The organism is Natrinema halophilum (assembly GCF_013402815.2).
In the GTDB taxonomy this organism is placed as follows: domain Archaea; phylum Halobacteriota; class Halobacteria; order Halobacteriales; family Natrialbaceae; genus Natrinema; species Natrinema halophilum.
In genome coordinates this window covers 3667945-3680657 of the sequence record NZ_CP058601.1, presented here as the reverse complement: position 1 = coordinate 3680657, position 12713 = coordinate 3667945, and the positions used below count along the sequence as shown (strand labels likewise).

At 60.5% G+C, this 12713-nt stretch carries 13 protein-coding genes; 5 read left to right on the top strand and 8 right to left on the bottom strand.

The genetic code is table 11. The features are described from left to right. Positions 1–30: 30 nt before the first annotated feature. Complete coding sequence (locus tag HYG82_RS38495) at positions 31–777, bottom strand: helix-turn-helix domain-containing protein (RefSeq protein WP_179263095.1); 747 nt, start codon at positions 775–777, stop codon at positions 31–33. Between the two features lie 59 nt (positions 778–836). Between HYG82_RS38495 and HYG82_RS38490 the strand changes: the two genes are divergently transcribed. The 3 genes from HYG82_RS38490 to HYG82_RS38480 all read left to right on the top strand — a co-directional run bounded on the left by HYG82_RS38490 (position 837) and on the right by HYG82_RS38480 (position 2324). Then, the gene (locus HYG82_RS38490) at positions 837–1400 is read left to right on the top strand and encodes a hypothetical protein (protein ID WP_179263093.1); all 564 of its coding nucleotides are present in this window, start codon (positions 837–839) and stop codon (positions 1398–1400) included. A 93-nt stretch (positions 1401–1493) separates the two neighbouring features. Next, the gene (locus HYG82_RS38485; RefSeq protein ID WP_235217743.1) at positions 1494–1994 is read left to right on the top strand and encodes a hypothetical protein; all 501 of its coding nucleotides are present in this window, start codon (positions 1494–1496) and stop codon (positions 1992–1994) included. A gap of 21 nt (positions 1995–2015) precedes the next feature. Continuing rightward, complete coding sequence (locus tag HYG82_RS38480) at positions 2016–2324, top strand: CPBP family glutamic-type intramembrane protease (RefSeq protein WP_235217742.1); 309 nt, start codon at positions 2016–2018, stop codon at positions 2322–2324. A 324-nt stretch (positions 2325–2648) separates the two neighbouring features. Here the strand turns inward: HYG82_RS38480 and HYG82_RS38475 are convergent, their stop codons facing one another. Continuing rightward, on the bottom strand, positions 2649–3794 hold the full coding sequence (locus HYG82_RS38475; protein ID WP_179263091.1) for an acyl-CoA dehydrogenase family protein: 1146 nt from the start codon (positions 3792–3794) through the stop codon (positions 2649–2651). A 115-nt stretch (positions 3795–3909) separates the two neighbouring features. On the opposite strand from HYG82_RS38475, the gene HYG82_RS38470 reads away from it, so the two are divergent. After that, complete coding sequence (locus HYG82_RS38470; RefSeq protein WP_179263089.1) at positions 3910–5883, top strand: 3-hydroxyacyl-CoA dehydrogenase/enoyl-CoA hydratase family protein; 1974 nt, start codon at positions 3910–3912, stop codon at positions 5881–5883. 309 nt (positions 5884–6192) lie between these two features. Next, positions 6193–6765: a HalX domain-containing protein gene (locus HYG82_RS38465; protein WP_179263087.1), complete on the top strand. Its 573-nt coding sequence runs from the start codon at positions 6193–6195 to the stop codon at positions 6763–6765. On the opposite strand, the gene HYG82_RS38460 is transcribed toward HYG82_RS38465, so the two are convergent. The 6 genes from HYG82_RS38460 to HYG82_RS38435 form a co-directional block, all read right to left on the bottom strand. Continuing rightward, a complete protein-coding gene (locus HYG82_RS38460) occupies positions 6750–8732 on the bottom strand; it encodes a hybrid sensor histidine kinase/response regulator (RefSeq protein ID WP_179263085.1) in 1983 nt (660 codons plus the stop codon). The two genes, HYG82_RS38465 and HYG82_RS38460, sit on opposite strands and share 16 nt — an antisense overlap. A gap of 224 nt (positions 8733–8956) precedes the next feature. Next, positions 8957–10108, bottom strand: coding sequence for an acyl-CoA dehydrogenase family protein (locus HYG82_RS38455; protein ID WP_179263084.1), 1152 nt, complete (start codon positions 10106–10108; stop codon positions 8957–8959). A 96-nt stretch (positions 10109–10204) separates the two neighbouring features. Next, entirely contained in the window at positions 10205–10597 is a 393-nt protein-coding gene (locus tag HYG82_RS38450) for a hypothetical protein (RefSeq protein ID WP_425495365.1), read from the bottom strand. A gap of 194 nt (positions 10598–10791) precedes the next feature. Next, positions 10792–11169, bottom strand: a complete 378-nt coding sequence (locus HYG82_RS38445; RefSeq protein ID WP_179263082.1) for a cupin domain-containing protein — start codon at positions 11167–11169, stop codon at positions 10792–10794. A 111-nt stretch (positions 11170–11280) separates the two neighbouring features. Then, complete coding sequence (gene nikR / locus HYG82_RS38440; protein ID WP_179263080.1) at positions 11281–11706, bottom strand: nickel-responsive transcriptional regulator NikR; 426 nt, start codon at positions 11704–11706, stop codon at positions 11281–11283. 37 nt (positions 11707–11743) lie between these two features. Beyond that, the gene (locus tag HYG82_RS38435; protein WP_179263078.1) at positions 11744–12514 is read right to left on the bottom strand and encodes a creatininase family protein; all 771 of its coding nucleotides are present in this window, start codon (positions 12512–12514) and stop codon (positions 11744–11746) included. Positions 12515–12713 lie beyond the last annotated feature (199 nt).

Genomic DNA, 12713 nt, shown 5'->3' with positions numbered 1-12713 from the left:
CGTGCGCCAAACGACGCCTCGAATCGACGCTCAGCGGCCCGACGGGATCGTCTCGAGCGAATCGTCCTCGGCAACGAACGCGGTCGCGAGAGTCGCTTCGGCCCGCCGGAGCCGGTACGAGAGGGTCGATCGCGGCACATCCAGTTCGTCGGCGAGCTCGGAGAGGTCGATCCGCCGGGGGGTTTCGTAGTAACCGCGCTCGACGGCGGCCTGCAACGCCGCCCGCTGTTCCGCCGGTACCGACTCCGTCGATCCGGGCCGCTCGCGGTCAGGTTCGAGGTCGGTGAGCCGGATCATGTCCATTCCGGCGCATTCGCCGACTTCGTCTCCGAGCGCGTCGAAGAAATCCCCGACCGGCGCGTCACGTCCGAGAACGATCCGCCAGCGGTAGCGCCGCCCCTCTCGATAGGTTTCGAACAGCAATCCCTCGCCGAGGTACTCGAGCGCGAGATGGGGGACCGACGTACAGACGTCCGTCCGATCCCAGTAGGTGTAGACGACGAGTTCGTCCCGTGAGCGGTCGAGCACTTGCGTCTCGCAGTCCGCCCCGCAATCGTCCCGGACCAGACAGTCCGCACAGTAGGCTGGCTCGCGGTACGCCTCCTCGAGCGCCTCGATTCCCGTGTCAGACCCCGTCGCGTGATCGACTCGCCAGAGGCTCTCGGGCGTGACGTGACACGACAGCGATCGAACCGTCGTCTCCGGGTGCGCCTCGAGGACGTCCGCGACCGGGTTCGTGCCGGGATCGTACTCGAGGGCGAAGACGAACTCTCTCATGGTGACAGAAAGATGGTGATGCACCAAAGGGTTTCTCGCTGCTTCGCGTACAGTTCGTCATGGGGAGCCAAGCACTGATCCGATGGCTCAGCGGCCTGTGGGCGTTTTATCTCGAGTATACGCATACGTCTCTCCACGCAGCCGCGACGGCAGCCCTGGCTATCTGTGGTATTCTCGTGTTCGTCGATTCGCTGTTTGCGGTGCTCGCGATCGTCTCGTACGTCGGTCCGCCCGTCGTCCTATACGTCCTCTCGGATGACCACCGATCCGAAACCGACGACAGTCCCGGAAACGTCGCTGGTCGAGACGATGCTTACACGACGCGTGGAACAACGAGTCCGGATCGCAGTCACAACAGAAACTCGCGGGTCCCGCCGGGAAACTCGCGAGTCCCGCCCGCCGACTCGAGAAGCGCAAGCGATAGTTTTGGGAACAACATCGCGACTACCGGCGACGACGGCGACACCGACTCCGACAGCGACGATGGTGACACTGACTCCGACAGCGACAATGGTGACACTGACACCGACAGCGACAATGGTGACACTGACACCGACAGCGACGATGGTGACACTGACTCCGACAGCGACGACGGCGATACTGACTCCGACAGCGACGGATAGTTCACGAGAACGACACCATCTGGAGGAACGGCAGCTGCCTGGATACATCCCGAATTATTTGTTGATTCCCCCGAAATACCATTCACCACCGGAATGGATTCCCACCCGGACGAGGCGCAAGAATCGGCTGCAACGGCCACTCACGGAGTCACCCGTCGTCGGTTCGGTGTCCTGTTCGCGGTGGGTTTCCTCGGCATCGTCGCGCTCGCAGCGACGACGCCCGCCCAACTCGAGACGATCCCCGACGCGTCAACCGCACCCCCGGCGGTCATCGCGGCGGTCGTGATCGTCCAATCGTCAATTCTACTCGCGATCGCGGTACTGGTCGGCCTCTACACCGCGCACCGTCTCGGCCTCCGCTCGTCTCTGCTCGAGCGCGCGTCCGACGATGCACCCCTCGCGGCGGCCCTCCGCGCCGACTTCCCGGTCGCAGCCAGCCTCGGCGCTGCCACGGGGGTAGTGCTCGTCCTCATGGAAGCCATCGTCGCACCGACACCGGCCGGCGGCGCGGTGTCGGGCGGGGCCGAGGCGACCGTCGGCGCGGTTCTCTCGAGCATTCCGGTGAGATTCCTCTACGGGGGCTTGACCGAATAGTTGCTCCTGCGGTGGGGGTTCATGTCACTGATCGCGTTCGGCCTCTGGAAGACGGTCAGCCGGAGCACGGACCGACCCTCATCCCGACTGATGGCTGCTGCAGTCGTCCTCGCAGCCATCGTCTTCGGAATCGGCCATCTTCCCACGGCAGCGAGTCTCTACGGAGGTCTCACACCCGCCGTCGTCGTCTGGATCGTCGCCGGCAATTCGATCGGCGGCTTCGTCTCCGGCTGGCTGTTCTGGCGGCGGAGTCTCGGGGCGGCGATGATCGGGCACGTGTTCACGCACGTGGTATTCGTCGCGCTGTCGCTGGTGGTCGTGATCGCCTGACCACTGCGGAGACGAAATCGCTGACCGAGAGTATGGCTCGATCGATGCGCGAATCGCGCGACTAACGGAAACGCAAGCCCTTCCGAGCAACGCAAGCCCTTCCGAGCATCGCTAAGGCGGAGCGTCCGCTCAACGGGGATGGGAAGCCGTCACCCGATAGTCACGGCGAAACCGATGCGTGGCACAAAGCGCCGGCGAAAGACGAGCGGCGAATTCGATCGAAAAGCGTTACGCATCGCTCGTGATCTCCAAAAGACAGGGAACAGCCAGTTTGAAGATCGTACCGAGGCACGCCAAACCGGCCAGCAGAGTAAGCAGTCGTCGTTACTCGTTCAGCAGTTCGCGCGCGATGACGTTCTTCTGAATTTCGGTCGTCCCTTCGTAGATTTGCGTGATCTTCGAGTCGCGGTAGAACCGTTCGACGGGGAAGTCGTTGACGTAGCCAGCGCCGCCGTGAATCTGGACGGCCTCGTTGGACACGTCGACGGCGACGCGAGAGGCGTACTCTTTCGCCATCGAAGCGAGTTTCGTGATGTCGTTACCCTGATCGACGTTCCAGGCTGCCTTGTACGTCAGATTGCGCGCGGCTTCGGTCTTCGTGGCCATGTCGGCGAGCTTGTGCTGGATGGCCTGGAACTCCGAGATGGACTGGCCGAACTGCTCGCGGTCCTCGGCGTACTCGAGGGCGGCCTCGAGTGCGCCTTTCGCGATGCCGAGCCCCTGCGCGGCGACGCCGGTTCGGGTGGCGTCGAAGAAGTGCATCTGCTGGAGGAAGGCGGCGTCCTGTTCGCCGATGAGGTTCTCCTCGGGGACGCGGACGTTATCCAGAATGAGTTCGGCGGTGTCGGAGGCACGAATGCCGAGTTTGCCGGTGATCTTGTCCGAGCTGAAGCCGTCGCGGTCGGATTCGACGACGATCTGACTGAAGCCGTCGTATCGACCCTCGGCGTCGGGATTGGTCTTACAGAGCGCGACGAAAAAGTCGCCGACGGTCCCGTTCGTGATCCACATCTTGTTTCCGTTGATTACCCACTCGTCACCGTCTTTTTCGGCGCGAGTCGAGACTGACGACACGTCGGACCCGGTGTCGGGTTCGGAAATCGCAGCGCCGGAGATTTTCTCGCCGGTCGCGACGGGTTCGAGGAAGCGTTCCTTCTGGTCTTCCGTCCCGAATTCGCGGATGGCCTCGGTTCCGAACGAACAGGCCATAATCGAGAGGGCGATACCAGGGTCGTGAGAGAACAGTTCCTCGGCGATGATCACGGACTCGAGCGTCGAATATCCGGCACCCCCGTACTCGATGGGGATCGACGAGCCGACGAGACCCATCTCGGCGGCCTTGTCGACGATCTCGTGGGGGAACGTCTCTTCGGTGTCGTATTTCTCGGCGTTCGGGACGATCTCATTCTCGGCGAATCGACGGACTTCTTCGCGGATCTGTTGCTGTTCTTCGGTGAGGCCGAATTCCATGACAGATCATTACTATCGGAGCGATAAAGAACTTTGTAACCGAGAATAAACTAAAGAATCGTTTCCGCTGCGAGATAGGGAAACGTTGAAAGAGGTTCGAGTAGGAATTTCATCCATGGAGCTAGAGGATATCAACACTATCGCAGTTCTTGGAGCAGGTAACATGGGACATGGCATCGCGGAGGTCGCCGCGATGTCTGGTTACGATGTAAACCTGCGCGATATTAAAGATGAGTTCGTCCAGGATGGCTACGACTCTATCGAGTGGTCGCTGCAGAAACTGGCCGAGAACGACCAGCTCACCGACGAGGAAGCCGACGCCGCCCTCGAGCGAGTGAGCCCGCTGGTCGACATGGAAGCGGCCGTCGCCGACGCGGATTTCGTCATCGAAGCCGTCCCCGAGCAGATGGAGATTAAAAAAGACGTCTACGGCGAACTCGAGGAGTACGCGCCTGACCGGGCGATTTTTGCGACGAACACCTCGAGTCTCTCGATAACCGAACTCGCGAACGTGACCGAGCGTCCCGAACGGTTCTGCGGGATGCACTTTTTCAATCCGCCGGTCCGGATGCAACTGGTCGAAGTGATTTCGGGAGCAGAGAGTGCCGAAGAGACGCTCGAGTTGGCCGAATCACTCGCTGAGGACATGGGGAAGTCGCCGGTTCGCGTTCACAAGGATTCCCCTGGCTTCATCGTTAACCGAATTCTTGTGCCGCTGATGAACGAAGCCTGCTGGCTCGTTAGCAACGACGAGTCGACCATCGCCGAGGTCGACTCCACGACGAAATACGATCTGGGTCTCCCGATGGGCAGCTTCGAGCTCGGTGATCAAGTCGGCAACGACGTCAGTTATCACGTCCTCGAGTACATGAACGAAGTGCTGGGCGAGGCCTACGAACCGGCCCCGCTGCTCGAGGAGAAAGTCGAGAACGAGGAACTCGGCAAGAAAACCGGCAAGGGCTTCTACGACTACGAGGACGGCGAGGGAGCGCAGGTTCCGACGGACCAGCAGTCCGAGTTCGTCAAAGAGCGCCTGCTCGCGACGATGGCCAACGAGGCCGCAAAGCTGATCGGCGGCGACGTCGCGCCGCCCGAATCGATCGACGACGCGGTCCAACTGGGTGCAGGATTCCCCGACGGCCCGGTCAAACTCGTCGACGACTACGGCCTCGCGACGCTGCAGGAAACGCTCGAGGAGGCCTACGAGGAAACCGGCCACGAGCGCTACGCGCCCGCCGACTACCTCGCGGAGCGTGCCGAAGAAGGTGGGTTCTACGAATCCGATTCCGACTCGGCGGCGGTAGACTTCGAGTCGATCCGCATCGAACGCCCCGGCAACATGGTCGGCCACATCGTTCTGGATCGACCCCACCGCATGAACACTATCAGCGACGGCCTGCTCGAAGAGCTGGCGGTTGCCATCGAACAATTAGAGGACGACGACCAGGTGCGGGCGATCCTGATCACTGGCGAGGGCGAGAAAGCCTTCTCCGCAGGCGCGGACGTACAGAGCATGGCCGGCAGCGGCACGGACCCCATCGAAGCGCAGGAACTGTCGAAACTGGGCCAGTCCACGTTCGGCAAACTCGAGGACTGCGACGCGCCCGTCGTCGCCGGTATCGACGGCTTCTGTCTCGGTGGTGGGATGGAGCTTGCGACCTGCGCAGATCTGCGCATCGCGAGCGAGCGCTCCGAATTCGGCCAACCCGAACTCGACCTCGGCTTGCTACCCGGCTGGGGCGGAACCCAGCGCCTCAAGCACATCATCGGTGAAGGCCGTGCGAAAGAGATTATCCTCACCGCAGAGCGATACGACACCGAGACGATGGCCGACTACGGCTTCGTCAACGAGGTCGTCGACAAAGACGACCTCATCGACCGCGCACTCGAGACGGCGACCGAACTCGCCGGTGGACCACCGATCGCTCAGAAGTTCGCCAAGCGCGCGATGCTCGCCGGGCGCAACGACACCGAGGCTGGACTCGAGTACGAGTCGTCCGCGTTCGGACATCTGGTAGCGACCGACGACCTGATGGAAGGTATTACGGCATTCATGGGCGACGAAGAACCGGAGTTCGAAGGGGAGTAGGAGCGAAATTCGAAAGACAGGACGCGATCCGGCTCGACCTGCCGGCTCGATGTTCCGAGTTCTCGACGGACGGTCGATTCGGATACGGCGACCGTCCGGCGTTCTTCCGTGATTGGTGACACGTTTGGCACTGGGTCCGTGATCACGGGACTATCACACATCGTGGGATCGACTAAATGATTGGATGAGTTCCAGTATTTGAGAGTGAGAAGTCATTGAAAGCTGATAATTGGTCGCGAGATTTATCACACAGAGGTACCATTGGTGACTCGTGGCTGTAACCGATGAAGAGAATGGAGGGGTTACCCAATGACTGATGGGCTCGAGGTGCTCGTCGTCGACGACGAAGCCCGTCTCGCGGATCTGTTTGCCGCGTGGCTTCAGGGCGAGTGGGATGTCGAGACGGCGTACGACGGGGAAGAAGCGCTCGTAAAGATGGAAAACTCCGTCGAGGTCGTCCTGTTAGACAGGCGGATGCCGGGGCTTTCGGGTGACGAAGTCCTCGAGGAAATCCGCGATCGCGGGCACGATTCACAGGTGGTAATGGTGACTGCCGTCGATCCGGATTTCGACATTATCGAGATGGGGTTCGACGATTATCTCGTCAAGCCAGTTTCGAAGGATCAACTCGTCGAGATGGTAGAGGAGGTCGCCGGTCGTTCGGACTACGAGTCGGATATCCAGGAATACTACGCGCTCGTCTCGAAGAAGGCGCTCCTGGAATCCGAAAAAACGGACCGAGAACTCGCGGACAACGACGAATATCAGGAACTAACCGACCGTGTCGACGAACTCGCACAGCGGGTCGACGAGACGGTTTCCGGAATGTCCTCTAACGACGACTTCGTCGGCGCATTTCAAGACCTTCAGTCAGAACAGTAATTCGCTGTTTCGAACTCAAAGCGGGCCCCCCCGTCTTCGCTTTCCGTTGCGTCGACCACCCACCCGTGTCCGGTAGCGACCTCTCTGACGATCCAGAGTCCGATTCCGAGCCCCTCGGTAGACGATGATACCGAGGGATCGAAGAGGTGATCGCGCAACTCCTCGGGAAGTCCCGTGCCGTCGTCTTCGATGAAGAAGCCCCGGGTGCCTTCATCCGGTTCGGTCGATTCGAGAAGGCCGACACGAACCGTTACCGACGCACCGCCGTGTTCGATGCTGTTTCGGAAGCAGTTCTCGAGTAGTCGAAGCAGTCGTGACCGATCAGCCTCGAGCGGTGCCGTATTTGCGATAGACAACGTCGCCTTCGGCGTCGAAACGTGATCCCAGGCGTCGTGAGCGATAGACTCGAGATCGACCTGATCCGTGTCGGTGACCCACTCTCCTTCGCGGGCGATCGCCAGAACGTCCTCGATGATCGTTTCCATTCGATCGAGGCCTTCGTGAATTCGGTCTGCGTATTCGGAGTCTCCCGTTTCTTCGTACAAATCGAGGTAGCCCTGGGCGACGCCCAGGGGATTGCGAAGATCGTGGCTAACGATCCGAGCGAACGCATCGAGTCGTTCGTTGCGTTCGCGGAGTTTTCGCTCGCGGCGTTTCCGGTCTGTGACGTCGCGAAGGACGCCAACCGAGCCGTGGAACTCTCCATCGGGAGTGAGAACGGCGATCGTTGCCTCACAGGGGATTTTCTCGCCGGTTTTCGTCTCCAGAGAGAGTTCGAGTGTATCCGTATTTCCGCCTTTCCTGAGTAGCGATCGAATAGTGTCAGTGGCAGCATCGACGCCCGCAGAATCGAACAGGATCGAAGCGTGTTCGGCGAGCAAGCCTTCACGGCTGTAGCCGGTCATTTCGACGAGGGCATCGTTGACGGTCATGAAGTGCCCCGAACCGTCGAGAACGCACATTCCGTCACCCGCCGTCTCGACGAGGCGTTCGTATCGATGAAGCGTCCGTCCCTGCTGTTCGAGTTGTCCGCGGACGACGATCGTCTCGAGAACGTGGGACGCAACAGTCGCGATCAGACGGATCGCATCGAGTTCGACCTCGGAAATCGAATCCACGGCGTAGACGGCAAGCACGCCGAACAGTTCGTCGTTCGCAGCGAGTGGTGCGACGGTAATCGACTTGACCCCATAGTCGTACGCCTGATCGCCAAACGGGACAGCGTCGCGGCTGTCTGCGTCGTATCGCATGATCTGAAGCGTTTGACTTCGGACAGCCCGTTCGAGTAACGGATTGTCGCCGCTGCCAATACCGAAAGTGCGTTGTAACGGCCACTCCACTTCATCCGGGTCGGACAGCCACGGGACGATCGTCCGCTCACCGCGGTCGTATTCGCCGACCCAGGCGACGGAGAATCGATCACTCGCCGTTATCTCCTCACGGAGAATCCGTTCGACCGCGAGCGGCGATGTGACGTCGACGAGTCGACACCGAATAACGGAGACCATTCGCTGAAGATCGTCTGGAAGATCCTGAACGGATAGATCTCGACCATCAGCCGCGTCGGTATCGATGTCGTTCGCTTCGCTGTCAGTCCCGAGGTCGTCGTTCGGGTCGGCCCCGATTCGCCGAGTGATCGAATCTGCGAGTCGGTCTACGGAGACAGTTTCGTCGGCTCGCGCGACTACTTCACCGAGGACGGAAACGTCCGCACCGTCTTTCCCCCAATGGACGAACGTCGGCGTCTGTGGGGTTTCGGACTCGACGGTATCGACGAGCGCTGCGACGTTGACGACGGTCCGCGCGTCGATGACCACTGCGTCGATCGTTTCCCGCTTCAGACGGTCGACGGCCTCATTGGCGCGTTGAGCGATGACGACGTCGATGGGTGCATCCGTCAGCGACAGCGTGACGGCCGCTCGAGTGGCCCGGTCGCCGCTCACACAAAGTACGCGTGGCCGGCTCATAGCAGTGAAAATCGTCTTCTAAACATCTCCATCACGATGGCAGTTGATCTGTCAGAATACATGATGGCATCCGGGATTGTTCTTTCGCCCGCTTCAGAAATTGTTCGAGGACGAGGAAAGGGTCATCCAACGGTAGTGACGGCCACCAGTTGAGCGTCGTCACTCGGTGGCCGCCCGTGAAAAACGAGGGCGGCGTGGCTGCATCGTCGATGGAGGATGGGGTGTCAGGGGGCCTGGCCGTAAATCAGGTTTCGTTGAATCTCGTTTGCACCCTCGTAAATGACCGGAATCCGTGCATCTCGGTAGACGCGGGCGATCCGTCGTTCGTCCAGGATCGAACGGCCACCGTGGAACTGCATGCCTCGTTCCGAGACGTCGACGGCGGTCTCGGTTGCTTTCGTTTTCGCCATTGCAGCCCAGTAGCCCGCCTTCTCTTCGTTTGCGACCTTCTCGCGAGCTCGCCAGGTGAGCGTTCTGGCGCTCTCGAACTCGAGTAGCATATCCGCGAGGTCGTGCTGGACGGCCTGGAAATCGCTGATCGTTCGCCCGAACTCCTCGCGGTCGTGAGTGAACTCCCAGGTCTCCTCGATAGCGGCTGCGGCGATGCCGAGTCCGTGGCCAGCAACGGCGACGCGGCCGTGATTGAAGAAATCAGCGAGCAACATGAAGCCAGCACCCTCCTCTCCGATCAGGTTCTCCCCAGGGATCCGACAGTCGTCGAACTCGATGTGCGCTTGTTTGGAAGCGCGCATCGCCATCTTCTCGGGGATGTGTTCGGCTTCGTAGCCGTCCGTATCGGTCGGGACAATGAACATCGAGTGATTGCCGTACGGGTTGTCTTCGTCGTCACCCGTTCGAGCGTAGAGCGTGATCCAGTCGGCCTCGACGCCGTTGCCGATCCAGTACTTCTCGCCATTGATGACCCACTCGTCGTCTTCCTTCTCCGCTCGCGTCTGCATCCCCGAAAGATCGCTACCGGTATCTGGTTCCGACACCGCGAGCCCTGACCGCTGCTCACCCTCCGCGACCGGCCGAATGTACTCCTCGCATTGTTCGTCGGTGCCGTGCTCGTAGGTTATTTCGCAGCCGAAACTCGCCAACTGTAGCGTCAACGCGATACCTGCATCGGCGCGGTAGAATTCCTCCGTTATCGCGAGGAGTTGCGCCAGATCGAGGCCACGCCCGCCCCACTCGTCCGGGATATCCTGGGCGACGAGGTTCGCTGCCTGTCCCGCCTCGAGAATCTCTTCCGGATACTCACCCGACTGGAAGAATTCCTGTGCGTTCGGCTCGATGTGCTCGCGAGCGAACTCTCGAGCTTCGGCCTTGATCTCACGTGCGCGCTCCGGGACGATGCTCTCGTCGAGTAATTCCATACGTTGTGAGACGGTCGCACAGTGGAAATAGATCGGGGCGAATATTGCAAACAGGGTTGCTGGCCGGTCACGGAACGGCCGCTCGTGGGCGTTCGGCTACCGGAGCGTTCGAACGAGGTCGGCCATGGAGGCAGCCGCGTCCGCGTGGTGTTCGAGCAGGTAGATATCCCAGACGAGATCGGCCAGGAGGTGCGCGTAGAGAACGACTCCGGTTAGGATCGCAAGGGGGACGCTGGCGAAAGCGATCAGTGGAACGATGGCGCCGCCGATCACGACGTGGCTCAACAGACGCGAGAGGACGCCTACGTCACCGGGCTCGAAGATCAGAGATTGGTCCCTGACGGCTGCGCCGGGGTTCGTTAGACAGAACCGAACAGCGTCCCAACGTCCTGTTTTGAACCGAGCGATCAGAAAGTGATCGAGGTCAATGAAGACGCCGACGGCAGTTCCGTAGGCGACGACGGCGACAGCAGGGACGGTAGTGTCCACGAGGGTGACCGGGGAGAGTACGGTACTCAGAATGGCTGCGATGACGAATGAGACACCCGCATGATGTTTCGAATAAATCGGGTCTCACCTACGGATGACGACTGGGTCAACCCACAAAATGTACTCGGATTCTCGCTCGAGGAGCGGTCGCGCCAAACAGATGGAGGTTCGCTCCCATTCCTCCGTCTCAGACGTTACCCGGCAAAGCCGGAGAGTAACCACTCGTCGCCGTCACTTTCATCGTCCGCGATGCTCGGTGCGCTTACGAGGACGAACGCGCTCTCGCTGTCGCCGTTGCGGATTTGCCGCGTCGACGTTGGCGGAATCCACAGCGCGTCACCCGTCTCCATCGCGACCGGTTCGTCGTCGATGACGACCGTCGCATCCCCCTCGATGAGGACGTACACCTCCTCGTGGTCGTTTTCCGTATGATCGTGGGGCTTGCTGTTCCAGCCGGGATCACAGCGAGCGACGGTCACCCCGACCTGCTCGGTCTCGAGCGGATCGGAAAGAAAGTGCATCGCGCTCGAGACCTGTTCGACCTCCTCGTAGTTGACCTTCCGGTATGTCATACGTACCCATTGGGGGGGGAGAACAGTAAAACTACGCGTTCCCTTTCGATCCGTGCGATTTCCGGGACGAACGGGGACCGATCGAGGAGGCGTTCTCCCGAAACGGAGACCTTAGGACTGCGCAAGCGGGTCGAAGCTATCGACTGGAATGACGGAGTAGTCGACAGTCAGGGCGTCCTTGGTCGCGCGAATTCTCCCGACGAACGTCGAGATATCCTCGAGTTCGCCCTCGAGGACGAACAGTTCCATGCAGTAGTGATCGCCGACGTGGCTGTGAAAATTGGACGCGACCAGGTCCTCGTGTTCGTGGCGAAGGTGCATCATTCGTTCTTCGACGTTCGTGGTTTCGTAATCGAACAATACCGTGACGATTCCCATCAGGTCGCGGTCCTCGAGTCGCGTATCCTCGAACTCCCCGAGGAGATTTCGGGAAGCCTCCCTGACGACTTCGCTTCGTCCGGTGTACCCGTGTTCCTCGGCGAACTGGTCGAGTCGCTCGAGAAGATCGTCCGGCATCGAGACGCTGACGACTGCCATATAATAACCCGAGCAGCTGCTTTATTAAGGCTTGCCATCAGACGTGGTCTTTCGGCAGCAGGTCCTCGAACGGCTGGGCCGCGAGCCACTCACAAAGCTGGACGAACTGATCGCTCGCAGCCTCGAACAGCTGTCGCCCCTTCTCCGGAGTCGCGTCCGTCTGGTCGCCCAACACCCCGTTTTCGGTGTTATCCGCTGCATCGTAAAACGTCCGCGAGCCGTATTTGATCCCCTCCGCCGCATCGACATCCGGGACACCTGTGTCCCTCGCCTCCTCGAGTCGATCGTCGTGAACCAGTTCCGACTCGAGGTACTGTATCATCGCGGTTTCCTTGGGGCCGCCGTGGGGGCCGTTCTGTTCGAAGAGGTCGTCAACGAGTTCGGGAATGGATTCGTCCCACATCCACTCGATGGCAAAGGCGGTCTCGTCCAACCGGAGTCGGGCCCCGACCTCCCGCAGGTGGGGGACGTTTCCGCCGTGGGCGTTGACGTAGATCACCCGGTCGATTCCGTGGCTCGTGAGATTTCGGGTCAGCGATTCCACGTACTGGCGGAACACCGGCGGCTCGACCCACATCGTCCCGTGGAACTGGCGGTGGTGACCGCTGACGCCGACGGTGATCGTCGGTGTACAGAGGTAGCCGGTGCGGTCGGCAACTTCCCGTGCGAACGCCTCTGCGATCAAGTGGTCCGTCGCCTCTGGTAGATGAGGGCCGTGCTGTTCCGTCGATCCGAGCGGCACGAGCGCGAGCGATTCCGTCTCGAAGTACGTCTCGAGGTCAGGCCATGCTTCGTCGCCGAGATACATGGGGAACAATCGTATGCGAATCATCAATAGCGTGGTGTCCGATTCCCACATGACGAAACGCTCTCATCGAGGGAACGACACTCGTTGCGAAACGGATTTGCGGCAGTAGCGGTACCGTATCCCGAGGGTGAAGCTTTCCGACGGGGCCCGATAGTAATACTGTATTACTGCTCGCGAGAAGAGAAAGCCAAATATGGTA